Origin of the sequence: Streptomyces sp. SDr-06 (assembly GCF_003324565.1) — a bacterium.
Lineage (GTDB): Bacteria > Actinomycetota > Actinomycetes > Streptomycetales > Streptomycetaceae > Streptomyces.
The window spans coordinates 35844-52951 of record NZ_QOLA01000021.1 but is presented as its reverse complement, the minus strand read 5'-3'; the positions used below and the strand labels follow the sequence as shown (position 1 = coordinate 52951).

The following is a 17108-nucleotide window of genomic DNA, read 5'->3' as shown; positions in this document are numbered from 1 at the left end:
CCCGGCACCGCACGGCCGGGACGACCGTGCCGCTTTCGGGAGGTCGGGCCCAAGGTCCCGCGGGGCACGGGCTTGCGCCGAGGGCGGCGGGACCCAACGCCCGACCGGGCGCGACGACCAGCTTGGACCTTCATCCATTCGGCCTCGCAAACGCCGTGTAGGTTCGGACGGATCCTTTGTGTATGCGGCGCGAAGCCGCTTATCTTGGCGCACATGCAGTCCTACACCATCGGCCAGGCAGCGCGTCTGCTCGGCGTCAGCCCCGACACCGTGCGCCGCTGGGCCGACGGCGGCCGCGTCACGACCCATCGCGACGAAGGCGGCCGCCGGCTCATCGACGGGCGGGACCTGGCCGCCTTCTCCATCGAGGTCGGCCAGTCCTCCAACGGCGAGGAAGAGGTGCCCTACACCTCCGCCCGCAACGCCTTTCCCGGCATCGTCACCGCCGTCAAGCTCGGTGACGTCGCGGCCCAGGTCGAGATCCAGGCCGGTCCGCACCGGCTGGTCTCCCTCCTGACCCGGGAGGCCGTCGAGGAGCTGGGCCTTGAGGTGGGCATGCAGGCCACCGCGCGGGTGAAGTCCACCAGCGTGCACATCGACCGCACCTAGGTCGGCGTCAGGCCTCTCACGAACGTCCCCGCGGCGTCGCCCTTCCCCGTTCCTCCCAGGACATCCGGCCCGGATGCCCGGCAGGGGGAAGCCCCTCTCCTCCCGGCGCGGCTCGACCACCATCCGAAGGAGCACCACCCATGTCTGTCATGGCTCTCAGCACCAGGCGCCGCCGCGCCGCCGCGGCAGTCGTCTCCGCCGCCCTGCTCATCCCGCTGGCCGCCGCCTGCGGCAGCGACAAGAGCAGCGGGGGCGACAAGACCGCCTCGCCGTCCGGCAGTTCCGGCGACGCGCCGAAGGCGGCTCAGCTGACGGTCCTCGCCGCCTCCTCGCTCACCGACGTCTTCAAGGCGGCGGGCGCCGCCTACGAGAAGGAGCACCCGGGCACCCACGTGAAGTTCTCCTTCGCGGGGTCGCAGGAGCTCGCCGCCCAGGTGAAGCAGGGCGCGCCCGCCGACGCCCTGGTGACCGCGGACACCAAGACCATGGACGGCCTCAAGGCGGGCGTGAACGATGCGTCGGTCATCGCCAAAAACCGCCTGGTCATCGCGACCGGCAAGGGCAACCCGAAGAAGGTCGAAGGCCTGAAGAACCTGTCCGACACCCATCTGAAGGTCGTCCTCGCGGCGCCGGAGGTGCCGGTCGGCCGGTACAGCAAGCAGGTCCTGGACGCCCAGAAGATCACGGTCAAGCCGGTCTCCCAGGAGCCGAACGTGCGCGCCGTGCTCAGCAAGGTGGAGCTGGGCGAGGCCGACGCCGGCATCGTCTACAAGACCGACGCCGCCTCCGCGAAGGGCAAGGTCGACACGGTCGACATCCCGGACGCCCAGAACGCCGTCGCCAAGTACCCGGCCGCCACCCTCAAGACCTCGAAGAACGCGGACGCCGCCGCCGCGTTCGTGAAGTGGCTGTCCTCTCCCGAGGCGCAGAAGATCCTCCAGGGCGCCGGCTTCCAGCAGCCGTAACCGCGCGCCCGTCCGGTCCACCACGCTCAACCACTGTGCAGGGTCTGCCCGTTCACACCGGGCGGGCAGGCCCCGCGCCATCAGGACACCGGGACCTCCCATGACTCGCAGCCGCTCCCGCCCGCGTCCGCCCGTCGCTCTGGCGCTGCCCGCGCTGCTCGCCGTCGCGTTCCTGCTGATGCCGCTCCTCGGCATCCTGGCCCGCACCCCTTGGAGCGATCTCGGCACGCACCTGACCGGCCCCGATGTCACCGAGGCCCTGCGGCTCTCGCTGGTCGTCTCGTTCTGGGCACTCGGCTTCTCCCTTCTTCTCGGTGTGCCCCTGGCCTGGCTGCTTGCCCGGGTCGACTTCCCGGGCAAGGCCCTGGTGCGCTCACTCGTCCTGCTGCCCATGGTGCTGCCGCCCACGGTCGGCGGTGTCGCCCTGCTGCTCGGCTTCGGGCGGCGCGGGCTGCTCGGGCCCTGGCTCGAGGGCACCTTCGGCATCACCCTCCCCTTCCACACCTCCGGCGCCGTGGTCGCCGCCACCTTCGTCGCGATGCCGTTCCTCGTCATCAGCCTGGAGGGCGCGCTCGGTGGGCTGCGACCCCGCTACGAGGAGACCGCCGCCTCGCTCGGCGCCTCGCCCTTCCGGGTCTTCCTCACGGTGACCCTGCCCATGGTCGCGCCGGGCCTCGCCGCGGGCGCCGCGCTCACCTGGGCCCGAGCGCTCGGCGAGTTCGGCGCGACGATCACCTTCGCCGGCAACCTCCCCGGCACCACCCAGACCCTGCCGCTCCAGGTCTATCTCCTGCTCCAGGACTCCCCCGAGGCCGCGACCTCCGTCTCCCTGCTGCTGCTCGCCATCGCCATGGCGGTGCTCGTGGCCCTGCGCGGCCGCTGGACCGGCTCCGCCTCGGTACGCGGCTCAGCCGCCGCCCCCGTACGCGCGGACACCGCGCCGCCGGACACCGACCCGGCGCGTACGAGCCCGGCCGACCCCGACAGCGCACGCCCCGGCTTCGGGACGACCGCCTCTCCCCGCGGCCCGGAGGGCGCCGCCCGCCCGGGCGCACCCCGGCCCGCAGAAATCCCCAACTCAGCTCTGGATGAGGCGAGTTGGGCGCTGCACGCCGAGGTGACCGGTTTCAATCAGCTGACCCTGGAGGCGGACCCCGGGACCACCATCGCGGTCGTCGGCGAGAACGGCGCCGGCAAGACCACCCTGCTGCGGGCCCTGCTCGGCCTCACCCCCCGCGCGCACGCCGACCTGCGCCTCGGCGAGCTCGACGTCACCACCCTGCCGCCGCACAAGCGCGGGGTCGCCTGGGTGCCGCAGGACGGTGCGCTGTTCCCGCAACTGACCGCGCTCGCCAACACGGCGTACGGGCTGCGCGCACAAGGCGTCTCCCGGCGTGCGGCACGCGCCGCCGCCCAGGACTGGCTGGACCGGCTCGGTGTCGGGCACCTCGCCCAGCGCAAGCCCGCACAGCTCTCCGGCGGCCAGGCCCAGCGCGTGGCCCTGGCGCGGGCGCTCGCCGCACGCCCCCGGCTATTGCTCCTCGACGAGCCGCTCGCGGCCCTCGACCAGACGACCCGGGCCCATGTGCGCCACACCCTGCGCACCCACCTGGCGGGCTTCGCCGGTGTCTGCCTGATGGTGACCCACGACCCGGTCGAGGCCGTCTCCCTGGCGGACCGGGTCCTCGTACTCGATGCCGGGCGCGCGCTCCAGGACGCGCCGCCCGCCGAGGTCACCCGCAATCCCCGCTCCCCCTGGGTGGCCCGGATGCTGGGCCGCAACGCGTGGGCCGGGGAGGCGAACGGCGACGGGCTCGCGCTGGCCGGCGGCGGGCGGATCGTCGCGGCCGAGCCACTGCGCGAGGGCAGCCGGGCACTGGCGATCATCGCGCCGGAGTCCGTGTCCGTGCACCGCAAGCGTCCCGATGGCAGCCCCCGCAACGTCTGGCCCGGCACCGTACGGGAGATCACCGCGAGCGGAAGCAGGCTGCGGGTGCTCATCGGGTCCGCCGAGTCGCCCGACCTGATCGCGGAGATCACCCCGGAGGCGGCCGCCGAGCTGGGACTCGCGGAGGGCGCGGCCGTGTGGTCGAGCGTGAAGGCAACCGAGGTGACCCTCGTGTCCCTGTGAGCCGGCGCCTCTAGACTGGCTGCCCGGGGGCGACAGGAACAGCCACCACATCCAGGAGACGGGAGACGACGGTGACCACGACGAGCGGCACCGACCCGTCGGCCGAGGTGCTCGGCGAGGCAGCGGGGGTCTTCGGACTCCTTGCCTCGCCCGCGCGGCTGCACATCATGTGGACGCTGAGCCACGGCGAGTCCGATGTGTCGGGTCTGGCCGAGAGGGTCGGCGGTGCGCTGCCGGCCGTCAGTCAGCATCTGGCGAAGCTGAAACTCGCGGGGCTCGTGCGGTCCCGGCGGGAGGGACGCCGGGTCGTATATCTCGTCGACGACCCCGATGTGGCTCAGATGGTGCGCTGGTTGGTCGCCCGGCTGGGCGAGGGCGTGAAGCTGCCGGGACCGTCGGGACTCGTCCGTGACCTGGGCGCCTGAGCGGATCTCTTCTCTGCAGTTGTCAAGGAGCACTCCTCTGCAGCTGCTGCGTTCCCTCGGCTCGGGCCCTCGGGGGCTGGTGGAGTCCGAGGCCGAGAAACGACTCCTGCGGTATGGGGAAAACGTCCTTCCCGCGCGCCGAGTTCCCTCGCTCCCGATCATTTTTCTGCGCAGCCTGCGCGACCCGTTCACGGCCGTGCTCGCCAGCCTCGCCCTGGTCTCGGCGGCTGTCGCGGCCTGGGCCACGGCGGCGGTCATCGCGGTGCTCGTAGTGGTGAGTTGTGCGCTGCGGGCGGCCGGGGAGCACCGCGCCGACCGTTCGGCGGCGGGCCTGCGGGAGCTGGTGGCGAGCACCGCGACCGTGCTGCGCAGGTCGGACGAGGAGGCGGCGCCGGTCCCGCGCGAGGTGCCCGTGGACCAGGTGGTCCCGGGCGATGTGGTGCGCCTGGCGCCCGGCGATCTCGTACCGGCGGATCTGCGCCTGCTGCGGGCCACCGGCCTGACGATGCATCAGGCCGCGCTGACGGGGGAGTCCGCGCCGGTGCCCAAGTACCCGGTGGACGAGCCGTCGGCGCGGCTCTCGTCGGCCGAGGCACAGCCTCTCGCCCTCGACGCGCAGGACTTCGACCGGCCCGAGGTCTGCTTCCAGGGCAGCAGCGTGGCCTCCGGCGGCGGCACCGGCGTGGTGATCGCGACCGGCGGCGACACCCGGTTCGCGAGGGCCGACAAACTGCCCGGGAACGACCGGCGCACGACCGCTTTCGACCGGTCGGTGTACGGAATCTCCTGGATCCTGATCCGCTTCATGCTGCTCACGCCGCCGCTGGTCCTGATGGCCAATGCCGCGCTGCGCGGGCGCGGCCTGGAGACGCTGCCGTTCGCGGTGGCGGTGGCGGTCGGGCTCACGCCGGAGATGCTGCCGGTCATCGTGACGACCACCCTCGCGCGCGGCGCGTCCGCGCTGGCCCGCACGCACCAGGTGATCGTCAAGCGGCTGCCCGCGCTGCACGACCTGGGCGCCGTCGACGTCGTCTGCCTCGACAAGACGGGCACCTTGACCCAGGACCGGCCGGTCCTGGACTGCGCGCTCGACGCGTCCGGCACGCCCGACGACTCCGTACTGCACTGGGCCGCCGTCAACAGCCTGTGGACCGTGCAGCTCGCCGAACTGCCCAGCGCCGACGCACTCGACGAAGCCCTCCTCGACGCCGCCGAGGAACGTTTCCCCGACGGCCTGGACGCCCTGGAGTACGACGCGGTCACCGTCCTGCCCTTCGATCCGGTACGCCGCCTGTCCACCGCCGTGGTCAGAACGCCGCACCGGTTCGGCCGCCACACCCTGGTGGTCAAGGGCGGCGTCGAGGACGTCCTGGAGCGGTGCGCGCTGACCGGCGACGAACGCGAGCGGGCCGTCGCGCTCGCCGATCGCCTCGCCGCGGACGGGCTCCGTGTCCTCGCGGTGGCGCTCGCGGAACGGCCCGCCGCCACCCGCCCGTACACCACCAAGGACGAGCGCGGACTGACCCTCCAGGGCCTGGTCGGGCTGCGCGACGCCACGGCGGAGACCGCGGCCGACGCCCTCTCCGCACTGCTCCACCGGGGCATCGCCGTGAAAGTGCTGACCGGCGACCACCCCGGCACGGCCGCCCGCGCCTGCCGTGAACTCGGCCTGGAACCCGGCGAGGTCGTCACCGCCGCCTCCTTCGACGGCCTCGGCGACACCGAACTGGGCGAACTCGCCGACCGCACTACTGTCTTCGCCCGCTGCTCCCCCGAGCAGAAGGCCCGGGTCGTACGGGTCCTGCGGGAACGCGGGCACGTCACCGGGTTCCTCGGCGACGGCGTCAACGACCTGCCCGCGCTGCGCGCCTCTGACGTCGGCATCTGCCCGCCCGAGGCCGTGGACGTGGCCCGCGAGACGGCCGACGTCGTACTCGCCGCCAAGGATCTGACCTCCCTCGACCACGCCATCGTGGCGGGCCGCGGCTGCGGCGCGACCATCGCGGGCTATTTGCGGATCACACTCTCCTCAAACCTCGGCAACGTCATCGCCATGCTGACCGCCGGTCTGCTGCTGCCGTTCCTGCCCATGCTGCCGTCCCAGGTCCTGGTCCAGAACCTGTGCTTCGACGCCGCGCAACTGGCCTTCGCCTACGACCGCCCCCAGGCCGGAGCGCTGCGGCGGCCGCTCAAGCTGCGTCCGCGTGAAGTCCTCGCCACGGTCACCGGGTTCGGCGTCCTCAACGCCGCCGCCGACCTCGCGACCTTCGCCGTGCTGGTCTGGGCGGTCAGCCACACCCGCGCCGAAACCGCCTTCCACGCGGGCTGGTTCACCGAGAACCTGCTGACCCAGGCCCTGGTGATGGTTCTGCTGCGCACGGGACGCGGCGGCAAGGTCCCGGTCACCGCCGGCATTCTGGCGCTGACCGGTCTGCTGCTGCCCCTGTCGCCCCTCGGCCCACTCATCGGCATGACCGCGCTGCCGCCCGCGTACTACCCGCTGCTCGCCCTCGTGCTCGCCCTGTACGCGGGTGCCCTGCACTGGCTCACCCGGCGGACCCGACGGACGGCCGCCCCCTGAGACACTGCAGGGCCCGAGCGACGACCTCTTGAAGACCGGAGCGACGACCTCTTAAAGAGGTGCCCGGTACAGAACAGAGCCGCACCCTCTTCAAGAGGTGGCCGCTTCCTCAAGGGCAACCGCTCCATAGGATCGGGCCATGTCAGCGCAGAGTCCCGGCCCGCGACGCGACACGCGCGGCATTGTCGACGCCTCCGACCTCTTCGCGCACGTGCGGTTCCGCCGCCATGAACCGGCTCCCGCGCTGCGCCCCTATCTGGAGCACTACTGGCTGATCGACTGGGATCTCCCCCGGCCGTACGCCTCCCATGTGGTGCCGCACCCCTCCGTCAACGTGGTCTTCCAGCGGTATGACGACGGCCGCCCGGACTTCCTGGAGCTCGCGGGGGTCGGGCTCGCCCTGGACACCCGGAAGCTGTCGGGGCGCGGGCGGGTGTGCGGGATCCAGTTCCGCCCCGGCGGCTTCCGGCCCTTCGCACCGGATTTCCCCGTCTCCCAGTGGACGGACCGGGTCATTCCCGCGGACCCGGTCTTCCCCGGGGCCGACCCCACGGCGGTCCTCTCCCCGGACCGGGACGAGGACCGCGTGGCCGCCCTCGACGCCTTCCTGCTCGGCCTCGATCCGCGGCCCGACCCCCAGGCGGAGCTCGCGATGGAGCTGGTGGACCGCATCCGCCACGACCGCACGGTCCGCCGCGTCGACGCCCTCGCCCGCGAGGCGGGTCTGTCCGCACGCTCCCTGCAGCGTCTCTTCGCGGCCTGCGTGGGCGTCGGCCCGAAGTGGGTCGTGCTGCGCTACCGCATCCACGAAGCCCTCGAACACGCCGAGTCCGACGACGCCGTCGACTGGGCCCGGCTGGCCGCCGAACTGGGCTACGCCGACCAGGCCCATCTCGTACGGGACTTCACGGCGACGCTGGGCGCACCGCCCTCGGCCCTGCGCCCGGCGGCCTCCCGCCCCTGATCCGAGGCCGTTGTCAGACCCGGCGCCTACCGTCGGGGACATGAGTGACACCACACGTGAAGTTCCCCCGCACGTCCGGCTGGAGGCCTGGTCCGACGCGGACCTCGGTCTGCTGCGGAGGAAGAACGCCCCGGAGATGACCGACCACCTCGGCGGCCCGGAGTCCGAGGAGAAGATCCTGGCCCGCCACGGCAAGTACACGGCCATGAGCGCCCGCCCCGCCACCGAGGGGCGCATGTTCAAGGTCGTCCTCGACGGCACGGGCGAAGCCGTGGGATCGGTCGGGTACTGGCCCCGCATATGGCAGGGCGAGGCGGTGTACGAGACGGGCTACGGCATCCTTCCCGAATACCAGGGCCGCGGTCTGGCCGCCGCGGCGCTCCTGGCGGTCGTGGAGGCGGCCCGCTCAGCGGGCGGCCCGCGTCGTCTGCACGCCTACCCGTCCGTCGATCACGCCGCCTCCAACGCCACCTGCCGCAAGGCCGGGTTCGAGTGCGCCGGCGAGGTCGAGTTCGAGTACCCGCCGGGCACGCTGCTCCGGTCGAACGACTGGTGGATCGATCTGGGATCGGGCGGCTGACCTCAACTCGGCCAGAAGCTGACTCAGTTGGAGGCCATGGCTCCCGGCAGGCGGAGGGTCACGCTTCAACCTGCCTTGTCGGCGACGAGGTTGACCTCCTTCGGGCCGCCGCCCTTCCCAGAGCTCAGTCCAGGTCCTTGTTGAAGTTGAAGGCGGTCACCGCCATGCGCTCGCGGAAGTAGAAGCGGTGGGCGTCGGTGCGGTGGGTGCCGGAGTCGAGGTTGAGGGAGGTGCAGCCCGCCGCCCTCGCGTGGCCCTCCAGGTGCGCGAGGAGGGCGTGGCCCACGCCGGTCGAGCGGGCGGTGGCGGCGGTGACGAGGTCGTCGACGTACAGCTTGCGCACCGCCACGGTGTTGACGATGATCCGCCACCCGGCGGCGCCGACGCAGACCCCGTCGTCGCCGTAGACGGCGGTGAAGCGCAGCCCCTGGGCGTGCCCCTCCGCGTAGATCTCGGCGAAGAGGTCTTCGGTGAGGTGCGGTCGGAGTTCTGTGAGAACCGGCAGCAGGTCGTCCGTCAGACGCCGGTCACCCGGCTCAAGGTCAATGATCTTCATGCGGGAAGGGTAGAGGCCGCGTCTCCGGCCCACCGCGCGGCCCACCCCCGCGCGCCATCCGCCTCTCCCCACGCATTTCCCCAGGCATCCTCCCGTCTCCCCTCAGCCGCCTTCCCGGCGCCGAAGAATAAGGCGCTTGACGCAGGCGCCGCCCTCCTGGATATTTATCTGCGTGACGCAGATTCTGCACAGCGCAGAGCAGTGGCACGGACTCCCGGCCTGCCCCAGGGCCTGAAGGCCAGCGGCCGGCAGCGGGGAAGCCGTCGGGAAGCCCCCACGCGCCACCCATGACCTCACGCACCACCCCACCCGCAGGCCGATCCGCCACGACAGCGCGGCCCGGTCGGCTAGGTCCGCCGGAAGAGCTCACTGCCCCGGCGGCCGCCCGCGACGTACGCTCGCCCCATAGGGGCCAGTACTGCGGGAGTACTTCAACTTTCTTGACACGAAGGGCTTTTAGACCATGACCGTTCTGATCACCGGCAGCCGCGGCAAAGTCGCCGCCGCCCTCATCCCGCTGCTCCACCAGCACGGCGTCGCCGTGCGAGCGGCATCCGCGAGCCCGGACAAGCTGAGCCTTCCGGAGGGGGTGGAGCGCGTCGTCTGCGACCTCGACGACCCGGCGACCTTCCCGGCCGCGCTGGCCGGTGTCGAGTCGGTCTTCCTGTACGCCAACCCGAAGCACATCGAGGCGTTCCTCTCCGAGGCGAAGGCCGCCGGGGTCCAGCACATCGTGCTGCTGTCCTCCAGCTCCGTCCTCGCGCCCGACGCCGACACCAACGCCATCGCGGCCATGCACCGCGCGGTCGAGCGAGGCCTGGAGAGCTCCGGCATCCAGTCGACCTTCCTGCAGCCCGGCGGTTTCGCGGGCAACGCCCTGGGGTGGGCCTGGGCGATCAAGTCGACCGGCACCGTGGACCTCCCCTACCCCGAGACCCAGTCCAGCCCGATCCATGAGGCGGACATCGCGGAAGCCGCGCTCGCCGTGCTCACCCGGCCCGAGCTGCGGGGCCGGGCCTACCACCTCACCGGGCCCGCCTCCCTCAGCGCCGCGGAGCAGGTCGCGATACTCGCCGAGGTGATCGGCCGGCCCCTCACCGTGAACGCCGTGAGCGGTCAGGCCTGGAAGGAGTCGACGGCCGAGTTCATGCCCCCGGCCATCGCCGACGCACTGCTCAGCTACTTCGCCTCCAGCGACGGTCGGCCCGACTCCGTCACACCCGTCGTCGAAGAGCTGACCGGTCACCCGGCCCGCACCTTCGAGGACTGGGCCCGCGAAAACGCGGACGCCTTCCGTCCCTAGCGGGTCGGCGCACCAGAGCGAGCCCCCGGTGCTCCGGCGCAGACACCGGGGCGCGCCCTGAAATGCCTGGCCCACACCCCTGCGGGAATGCGATCCTGACGGCGTGAATGGACCGGAGATCCAGATCGACTTCGCCCCCGAGCTGCACCTTTTCGTTCCGCCGAAGCGCCGACAGGGACGCAGCGCCGTGGTGACCGACGGCGTGTCCACCCTCGGCCACGTCGTCGAATCGCTGGGTGTTCCGCTCACCGAGGCCGGTCGGCTGCTCTCCGACGGACGCGAGGTCCCGGTCTCGCACATTCCGGCGGCGGGCGAATTCATCGAGGTGCGCGCCGTCGAGCGCCCACAGCAGGTGCCGGGCGCCCCTCTGCGCTTCCTGCTCGACGTCCATCTCGGCACGCTGGCCCGCCGGTTGAGGCTGCTCGGTGTCGACGCGGCGTACGAGAGCGAGGACATCGGCGACCCCGCACTCGCCGCGCTCTCCGCTCGGGAGCAGCGCGTCATGCTCTCCCGGGACCGGGGGCTGCTGCACCGCCGCGAGCTCTGGGCCGGGGCCTACGTCTACAGCCACCGCACCGACGAGCAACTCCGGGACGTACTCAGCCGGTTCGCGCCGGTCCTGGCGCCCTGGACGCGCTGCACCGCCTGCAACGCACCCCTACGAGAGGCCGACAAGGAATCGGTGGGTGCGCGCCTGGAACACGGCACGCGCACCACGTACGACGTCTTCGCGGAGTGCGGTTCCTGCGAGCGCGTCTACTGGCGCGGGGCGCACCACGCCAGTCTTGAGGCGATTGTCGACGACGCCGTCCGCGAGTTCGGCACGGCCGGGCCCTGCCCGGCGGAACAGGCCGGATAGGGACGGCGAGGTCGCGCGGCGGGCCCGTCAGAGCTTGCCGCTTCTGAGGCGTTCGACCTGGCTCGCGCTGAGGTCGACCGTCCGGCGCATATGGGTGGCGATGAAGGCGATCTCCTCGTCCCCGTACGCGTCGAACATCTCCCACCAGGCGCCGTTGAGCCTGCCCCAGACCTTGCCGAGCTCCGCCATCCGCTCGGGCACCACCTCGACGAGCACCTTTCTGCGGTCCTCGGTGTCCCGGCGGCGCGTCACATACCCGGCCCTTTCGAGGCGGTCGACGAGCCGGGTCGCGGACCCCGTGGTGAGCCCGGTGAGCCCGGCGATCCGCCCCGTGGTGACGGGCCCGGGTTCGAGGCCCAGCAGGTTGAGGCACTGGAGGTCCGTCGGGTGCAGCCCAAGATGGTCGGCGAGGGCCTGGTTGAAGAGCGCGTACGAGGCCATGTAGCGGCGCGAGACCGCGCCCAGATCGCGCAGGACCCCGTCCCGGTCGGGCCCGGTCGGCTCGCCCGAACGCTTCTTCTGTGCCATGCAGAAAGTCTACGGCGCAGAGGAATGCCGCGTGCTGGCACGGAAGAGCTTTGCCTCGTACTGCCACGGAAGGGCTTCTGAGCGCTGGGGCCTAAGGCCGCTCGGCCGTCAGATAGCGCTGCACGGTGGGGGCCAGCCAGCCGACCACTTCCTCCCGAGTCATCGCGACGGCGGTCGGGATGCGCAGCACATAGCGGGCCATCGCCATGCCGAGTATCTGCGAGGCGACCAGAACGGCGCGGCGCGGGGCGTCGTCGGGATCGGGGCAGACTCCGGTGGCGACCGGGATCAACTGCTCGGCGAATATCGTCTGCACCCGCTCGGCGCCGGCCGCATTGGTGACGCCGACCCGCAGCAGGGCGGTGAGCACGTCGTCGGCCTCCCAGCGGTCGAGGAAGTGCGCGACGAGGGCGGCCCCGATGTGTTTGCCGGGCAGGCTCCCCAGCTCCGGCATGCGCAGGTCGATCTCGGAGGCGGCGGCGAACAGGCCCTCCTTGTTCCCGTAGTAGCGCATCACCATCGAAGGGTCGATCCCCGCGTCCCGGGCGATGGACCGGATGGTCGCGCGCTCGTAGCCGTCGGTCGCGAAGCGCTCGCGGGCGGCTTCCAGGATCGCGGCCTTGGTGGCGCCGGAGGTGCGGCGAGGGCTTCCGGAAGGGGCTTCGGTCGTCATGCCAACAAATGTAGGCCAACAGGTGTTGACACGCCAGTCTCGGCGGTTCTACATTTGCCAACAAGCGTTGACCAACAACTGTTGGCCCCGAGGAGGAAGCCATGCGCGACACCACCGACTCGACCGGCTCCGCCCGCTCCACCGACCCCACCAGCCCATCGGGCGCGGCGAGTTCGCCCACCCCCGCGCGTTCCACCGGCGCCGCCCGCGCCACGATCCGGCCCGAGACCCCGTCGACCAGTGACGTGCTCGTGGTCGGCTCCGGCCCGACCGGACTGCTGCTCGCGGGCGACCTGGCCGCGGCGGGTCTCAGCGTCACCGTGGTCGAGCGCAGGGCCCACGGGATCAGCAACATGACGCGCGCCTTCGGCGTCCACGCGCGCACGCTGGAGATGCTCGACGCGCGCGGCCTGGCGGACGAACTGATCAAGCGGGGCAGGACCATCGAACGGCTGCGGTTGTTCGGCCGCCTGTCCCTCGACCTGACCCGGCTGCGCTCGCGCTTCCCGTACCTGCTGATAACTCCGCAGTACGAGGTGGAGCGGCTACTGGAACGGCGCGCGCTGTCGGCCGGTGCCCAATTCCGTTACGGGGCCGAGCTGTTGAGCCTCCAGCAGGACGACACCGGGGTGACCGCCGAGCTGTGCGACGGCGACTGCGAGCAGCCCGTCAGGGTGCGGGCCCGCTACCTGGTCGGCGCCGACGGCGTACACAGCGGCGTCCGCAAGGCCCTCGGGCTGCCCTTCCCCGGGGTGTCGGTGATCCGCTCGATCGTGCTGGCTGACGTGCGGCTCGCCGAGGAGCCGGAGAACATGCTCACCGTCAACGGCTCGGGCGACTCCTTCGCCTTCATCGCGCCGTTCGGCGACGGCTACTACCGGATCATGGGGTGGAATCGGAAGCGCCAGGTGCCCGACACCGCCCCCGTCGACCTCGACGAGGTCCGCACGATCGCGCGCGAGGCCCTCGGCTCCGACTACGGGATGCACGACGCCCGTTGGATCTCCCGCTTCCACAGCGACGAACGCCAGGCGCCGGCCTACCGGGTCGGCCGCGTCTTCCTCGCCGGGGACGCCGCACACGTCCACTCCCCCGCGGGCGGCCAGGGCATGAACACCGGCCTCCAGGACGCGGCGAACCTCTCCTGGAAGCTCGCCGCCGTGCTGCGCGGCCGCACCGCCGACGCCGAGGCGCTCCTCGACAGCTACCAGGCGGAGCGGCACCCCGTCGGGGCGATGGTGCTGCGCAGCAGCGGCTCGATCGTGCGGCTCGCCATGGCCCACAACCCCCTCCAACGGGCCACCCGTTCCCTGCTCACCCGGTTCCTCAACGCCGTACGACCGGCCTCCGACAAGGCGATGGGAATGATCAGCGGCCTCGGCATCTCGTACGCGGCGGAACGCGGATCGCACCCGCTGACCGGGAAGCGCGCCCCCGATGTGGAGCTTGCGGAAGGGCGGCTCTACGAGGTGCTGCGGCGCGGCGGGTTCGTCCTCGTGACACCCCGGGACGGCAGGGTACCGGCGCCGGAGGGAGCGATATGCGCCCACTGGAAGAGCGAGCGCGGCAGCACGCTCCTTGTCCGCCCCGACGGATACGTGGCCTGGGCGAGCGACCGCCCGGACGCGCCGGGGTTGCACGCGGCTCTCACCCGCTGGACGGGCCGGGCACAACCGCGGGCGGTCATCCAGCAGCGGGGGTGAGGACACCGGACTGGTGCACCCCGGGAAGCCCTGGGGCGCCGCCGTCAGAAGGTGTACGGGTCGCCGGTGGCCGGGGCCAGGACGTGGTGGGTGTTGTTCGCCGGATTGTGGTCGGTCATGCCGCCGTTCCAGACGGTGTCGATGTCGAGCCCCACCTCGGTGGGGGTGCCCAGGGTCGCCAGGTCGAGGGCGAGTTGGACGCCGTTGCCCGCGGCCCGCATCGGGCCGGTGCCGCACTGCACCGCCGAGGGGCCGGTGCGCAGGCAGCTCGGGGGCAGGGTGGCACCGGGATCGAAGGCAAGGGAGAACCGGAGTCGCACGGTGGCGCCGGAGACCGGGGAAGGACCGTGGTTCGCCGTCGCGAGCCAGACGCCGACGTGGCCGTTCCAGAGGGAGACATGACCGTGATACGAGACATCCGCCTCACCCCGGGCGCCGTCTGCCGCGGCCGGATCGGGAGCGGTCACGGCCGACAGCACGGGACGTGCCGCCGCGCCGGGTCCGCCCCCGCGTCCGGCATCGGTCGCCCCGCTCGACGTGCCGGTGGCGATCAGCGTCGCTGCCACCAGTACGGCGACGACGACCGTTGCCAGCGTCCCGCGCACCGCGGCCGGACGCAGAGCCGCCCGGCCACCGACGACCCCGAACACGCGAGGACTGCCGCTCTCGCCGAATCCGCCCGAGCCGAGCGCCCTGCCCAACGTGCTCGCCTCGCGGGTCCTGCCGAACGCGCGGGATCCGCCCGACCTGACCGTCCCGCCGAACCCGCCCGAGCCGAGAGTTCTGCCGGTCCCGCCGGTCCCGCCCAACGTGCTCGCCTCGCGGGTCCTGCCGAACGCGCTCGACCAGCGAGCTCTGCTCGATCTGCTCATCACACGAACCACCATGAGCGAAAGGTACCTTTCACCCCATATTTCCAAGGAACGCCACCCCGAACGCGGTCCCGGACACCGGCCCGCCCCATGCCACCCTGATCCCATGCTCGTCGCTCGTTCAGCTCTCCTGTTCGTCCTGGCCGCCCTGTTCGAGATCGGCGGGGCCTGGCTCGTCTGGCAGGGTGTCAGGGAGCACCGGGGGTGGGTGTGGATCGGCGCGGGGGTCGTGGCGCTGGGCATCTACGGCTTCGTGGCGACCCTCCAACCGGACGCGGAGTTCGGCAGGATCCTCGCGGCGTACGGCGGTGTCTTCGTGGCGGGATCGATCGCCTGGGGCATGGTCGCGGACGGCTACCGCCCCGACCGCTGGGACGTCACCGGCGCCCTGATCTGCCTGGTCGGGATGGCCGTGATCATGTACGCCCCGCGGGGCCGTTGAAGATCGCCCCGCCCCGCCCGAGCGAGCCCCGGCCCGCCTATCCTGGCCGCGTAGCGGTTTCGATCACCCCTTCGACCACCACCGTCCAACCGCGGACAGCCCCCAGTCCCCCACCGTCCAGTCCACACCGTCCAGCCCCATCGGTCACCGGCGTTGGGAACGAGCCGCCGCCGACCACCCCAGCCACGACCGCAGCGCCGGTCACCACACGCGCGAGGAGCACGACATGACTGCCGCCGGGACCCCGATCGCCGTCGTCACCGGAGCGAGCAGCGGGATCGGTGCCGCCACCGCCCGCCAACTGGCCGCCGCCGGTTACCGCGTGGTGCTCACGGCCCGCCGCAAGGACCGGATCGAGGCGCTGGCCGCCGAGATCAACGAGGCGGGCCACCAGGCGACGGCGTACGCGCTGGACGTGACGGACCGCGCCGCCGTGGACGAGTTCGCGACGGCGTTCCGCACCATCGGGGTGCTCGTCAACAACGCGGGCGGCGCGCTGGGCGCGGACCCCGTCGCCACCGGCGACCCGGCCGACTGGCGGCAGATGTACGAGACGAACGTCATCGGCACGCTCAACCTCACGCAGGCCCTGCTGCCCGCGCTCGAAGCGTCGGGCGACGGCACGATCGTCATCCTGTCCTCCACGGCGGGCCACGCCACCTACGAGGGGGGCGGCGGCTACGTGGCCGCGAAGAACGGCGCCCGGGTGCTCGCCGAGACGCTCCGGCTGGAGATCGTGGGGCGTCCGGTGCGGGTCATCGAGATCGCGCCCGGCATGGTGAAGACGGATGAGTTCGCCACGACGCGCTTCCGGGGCGACACCGAGAAGGCCGCCAAGGTGTACGCGGGAGTGGCCGAGCCGCTCACCGCCGACGACGTCGCCGACACCATCACCTGGGCGGTCACCCGGCCCAGCCACGTCAACATCGACCTGCTCGTGGTCCGGCCCCGCGCCCAGGCCTCCAACACCAAGATCCACCGCGAGCCGTAACCGACCGGATGCCAGGTGCGGCCCGAGGGTGCGGGGGCGCCCAGCAGCACTCCCACCGCCCCCACCACCCCTGACCCGCCCCTACTGCACCTTCGCGCGCAGCATCGGCATCCTCGTGTGGCGGCGCTTCTCGCCCGCGTGGAAGACCAGAATGATCATGCGGGCGCCCGGTGCGGCCATCGGCTGGGCGGCGCACATCGTCACCCAGCCGGGGCCCTGGGCCGCGTGGTTGAGGGGTCGCTCGTCACCGTCGAGGTGCAGATAGGCGCTGGCGCGGTTGTAGATCTCGGCGGCGAGGGGGTCCGCCAAGACCTCCTTCTCGATCTGGGCCAGCGTCTGGTCGGTGGGGTCGGCGGCCAGCGCGGCCCGCAGCTGGGGCAGCACGAGCGGCGCCCAGGAGTGCTCCCAGTCGGTCAGGGTCTCCCGGGCCGCGGGGTCGAGCGCCATCCAGCGCATGGTGTTCTGGGGCACCCGGCCACCGGGGAACATCTCGCACCAGCGTTCGTTGTGGGCGAGCAGGTTCCACGACCGGTCATTGACGTACGCCATGTGTCCGATGCCGTCGACGGCCTCCTGCCACACGCCGGGGATCTCCTCCCCGGACTGCGAGTGCAGGGGGAAGGGTGGGTCCTGGCCCAGGCAGTACCGCCACAGGGCTATCCACTCCTGCTCGTTCATGCCGAGCAGGCGCGCCACGTCCTGCAGCAGGTCCGCGGGCGGGTTGGGGTAGCGGCCGGACTCCAGTCGGCCGTAGGTGTCGGGGGCGCGGTGCAGGATCTGGTCGATCTGGGCCTGCGACAGGCCAGGCGCCCGCCGCCCCTGCCGGGTGGGCCTGCTCAGCCCGTGGCTCTCGGGCTTGATCAGCGCGCGGCGCTCGCGCAGCAGGGAGCGCAGAGCGGGCTTGTCCATCTGTGGTTCTCCCCCGG

Annotated in this window: 17 protein-coding genes; 12 read left to right on the top strand and 5 right to left on the bottom strand. The window is 72.1% G+C overall.

What is annotated here, in order from left to right; translation table 11 throughout:
• Positions 1 to 213 precede the first annotated feature (213 nt).
• From DT019_RS31080 to DT019_RS31050, 7 genes are all read left to right on the top strand, one after another.
• Positions 214 to 609: a molybdopterin-binding protein gene (locus DT019_RS31080; RefSeq protein ID WP_114040375.1), complete on the top strand. Its 396-nt coding sequence runs from the start codon at positions 214 to 216 to the stop codon at positions 607 to 609.
• Positions 610 to 758: 149 nt separating this feature from the next.
• The gene (gene modA, locus DT019_RS31075; RefSeq protein ID WP_114040307.1) at positions 759 to 1574 is read left to right on the top strand and encodes a molybdate ABC transporter substrate-binding protein; all 816 of its coding nucleotides are present in this window, start codon (positions 759 to 761) and stop codon (positions 1572 to 1574) included.
• 100 nt (positions 1575 to 1674) lie between these two features.
• Positions 1675 to 3705 carry an ABC transporter permease gene (locus tag DT019_RS31070; RefSeq protein ID WP_114040306.1) on the top strand — a complete coding sequence of 677 codons (2031 nt, stop codon included), beginning with the start codon at positions 1675 to 1677 and terminating at the stop codon, positions 3703 to 3705.
• Between the two features lie 71 nt (positions 3706 to 3776).
• Positions 3777 to 4130, top strand: a complete 354-nt coding sequence (locus tag DT019_RS31065; protein ID WP_114040305.1) for an ArsR/SmtB family transcription factor — start codon at positions 3777 to 3779, stop codon at positions 4128 to 4130.
• A complete protein-coding gene (gene mgtA, locus DT019_RS31060) occupies positions 4114 to 6711 on the top strand; it encodes a magnesium-translocating P-type ATPase (protein ID WP_114040304.1) in 2598 nt (865 codons plus the stop codon). The genes DT019_RS31065 and mgtA overlap by 17 nt, the downstream gene beginning before the upstream one ends.
• Before the next feature lie 139 nt (positions 6712 to 6850).
• Positions 6851 to 7675 (top strand): helix-turn-helix domain-containing protein, encoded by an 825-nt coding sequence (locus tag DT019_RS31055; RefSeq protein ID WP_114040303.1) that lies wholly within the window; start codon positions 6851 to 6853, stop codon positions 7673 to 7675.
• 40 nt (positions 7676 to 7715) lie between these two features.
• Complete coding sequence (locus tag DT019_RS31050) at positions 7716 to 8255, top strand: GNAT family N-acetyltransferase (protein WP_114040302.1); 540 nt, start codon at positions 7716 to 7718, stop codon at positions 8253 to 8255.
• 124 nt (positions 8256 to 8379) lie between these two features.
• Here the strand turns inward: DT019_RS31050 and DT019_RS31045 are convergent, their stop codons facing one another.
• On the bottom strand, positions 8380 to 8811 hold the full coding sequence (locus tag DT019_RS31045) for a GNAT family N-acetyltransferase (protein WP_114040301.1): 432 nt from the start codon (positions 8809 to 8811) through the stop codon (positions 8380 to 8382).
• Between the two features lie 463 nt (positions 8812 to 9274).
• On the opposite strand from DT019_RS31045, the gene DT019_RS31040 reads away from it, so the two are divergent.
• Both DT019_RS31040 and DT019_RS31035 read left to right on the top strand, forming a co-directional pair.
• Positions 9275 to 10114 carry an NAD(P)H-binding protein gene (locus DT019_RS31040; protein WP_114040300.1) on the top strand — a complete coding sequence of 280 codons (840 nt, stop codon included), beginning with the start codon at positions 9275 to 9277 and terminating at the stop codon, positions 10112 to 10114.
• A 103-nt stretch (positions 10115 to 10217) separates the two neighbouring features.
• Complete coding sequence (locus tag DT019_RS31035) at positions 10218 to 10973, top strand: Mut7-C RNAse domain-containing protein (RefSeq protein ID WP_114040299.1); 756 nt, start codon at positions 10218 to 10220, stop codon at positions 10971 to 10973.
• A gap of 27 nt (positions 10974 to 11000) precedes the next feature.
• On the opposite strand, the gene DT019_RS31030 is transcribed toward DT019_RS31035, so the two are convergent.
• Positions 11001 to 11414 (bottom strand): MarR family winged helix-turn-helix transcriptional regulator, encoded by a 414-nt coding sequence (locus tag DT019_RS31030; RefSeq protein ID WP_411292754.1) that lies wholly within the window; start codon positions 11412 to 11414, stop codon positions 11001 to 11003.
• A gap of 178 nt (positions 11415 to 11592) precedes the next feature.
• Positions 11593 to 12174, bottom strand: a complete 582-nt coding sequence (locus DT019_RS31025) for a TetR family transcriptional regulator (RefSeq protein ID WP_114040297.1) — start codon at positions 12172 to 12174, stop codon at positions 11593 to 11595.
• Between the two features lie 101 nt (positions 12175 to 12275).
• On the opposite strand from DT019_RS31025, the gene DT019_RS31020 reads away from it, so the two are divergent.
• Positions 12276 to 13877 (top strand): FAD-dependent monooxygenase, encoded by a 1602-nt coding sequence (locus DT019_RS31020; RefSeq protein ID WP_114040296.1) that lies wholly within the window; start codon positions 12276 to 12278, stop codon positions 13875 to 13877.
• 44 nt (positions 13878 to 13921) lie between these two features.
• On the opposite strand, the gene DT019_RS31015 is transcribed toward DT019_RS31020, so the two are convergent.
• A complete protein-coding gene (locus DT019_RS31015) occupies positions 13922 to 14749 on the bottom strand; it encodes a hypothetical protein (protein ID WP_147267367.1) in 828 nt (275 codons plus the stop codon).
• Between the two features lie 106 nt (positions 14750 to 14855).
• Between DT019_RS31015 and DT019_RS31010 the strand changes: the two genes are divergently transcribed.
• Together DT019_RS31010 and DT019_RS31005 are read left to right on the top strand one after the other, a co-directional pair.
• On the top strand, positions 14856 to 15191 hold the full coding sequence (locus DT019_RS31010) for a YnfA family protein (protein WP_114040294.1): 336 nt from the start codon (positions 14856 to 14858) through the stop codon (positions 15189 to 15191).
• A 226-nt stretch (positions 15192 to 15417) separates the two neighbouring features.
• Entirely contained in the window at positions 15418 to 16182 is a 765-nt protein-coding gene (locus DT019_RS31005; protein ID WP_114040293.1) for an SDR family NAD(P)-dependent oxidoreductase, read from the top strand.
• Positions 16183 to 16263: 81 nt separating this feature from the next.
• Here DT019_RS31005 and DT019_RS31000 read toward each other — a convergent pair whose 3' ends face one another.
• Positions 16264 to 17091 (bottom strand): helix-turn-helix domain-containing protein, encoded by an 828-nt coding sequence (locus tag DT019_RS31000; RefSeq protein WP_114040292.1) that lies wholly within the window; start codon positions 17089 to 17091, stop codon positions 16264 to 16266.
• Between the last annotated feature and the right edge of the window lie 17 nt (positions 17092 to 17108).

Coding starts and splice junctions, on each gene's coding strand:
- DT019_RS31080 (WP_114040375.1), top strand. CDS start 214: ATGCAGTCCTACACCATCGGCCAGGCAGCGCGTCTGCTCGGCGTCAGC.
- modA (WP_114040307.1), top strand. CDS start 759: ATGGCTCTCAGCACCAGGCGCCGCCGCGCCGCCGCGGCAGTCGTCTCC.
- DT019_RS31070 (WP_114040306.1), top strand. CDS start 1,675: ATGACTCGCAGCCGCTCCCGCCCGCGTCCGCCCGTCGCTCTGGCGCTG.
- DT019_RS31055 (WP_114040303.1), top strand. CDS start 6,851: ATGTCAGCGCAGAGTCCCGGCCCGCGACGCGACACGCGCGGCATTGTC.
- DT019_RS31050 (WP_114040302.1), top strand. CDS start 7,716: ATGAGTGACACCACACGTGAAGTTCCCCCGCACGTCCGGCTGGAGGCC.
- DT019_RS31045 (WP_114040301.1), bottom strand. CDS start 8,811: ATGAAGATCATTGACCTTGAGCCGGGTGACCGGCGTCTGACGGACGAC.
- DT019_RS31040 (WP_114040300.1), top strand. CDS start 9,275: ATGACCGTTCTGATCACCGGCAGCCGCGGCAAAGTCGCCGCCGCCCTC.
- DT019_RS31030 (WP_411292754.1), bottom strand. CDS start 11,414: ATGGCCTCGTACGCGCTCTTCAACCAGGCCCTCGCCGACCATCTTGGG.
- DT019_RS31025 (WP_114040297.1), bottom strand. CDS start 12,174: ATGACGACCGAAGCCCCTTCCGGAAGCCCTCGCCGCACCTCCGGCGCC.
- DT019_RS31020 (WP_114040296.1), top strand. CDS start 12,276: ATGCGCGACACCACCGACTCGACCGGCTCCGCCCGCTCCACCGACCCC.
- DT019_RS31015 (WP_147267367.1), bottom strand. CDS start 14,749: ATGAGCAGATCGAGCAGAGCTCGCTGGTCGAGCGCGTTCGGCAGGACC.
- DT019_RS31010 (WP_114040294.1), top strand. CDS start 14,856: ATGCTCGTCGCTCGTTCAGCTCTCCTGTTCGTCCTGGCCGCCCTGTTC.
- DT019_RS31005 (WP_114040293.1), top strand. CDS start 15,418: ATGACTGCCGCCGGGACCCCGATCGCCGTCGTCACCGGAGCGAGCAGC.
- DT019_RS31000 (WP_114040292.1), bottom strand. CDS start 17,091: ATGGACAAGCCCGCTCTGCGCTCCCTGCTGCGCGAGCGCCGCGCGCTG.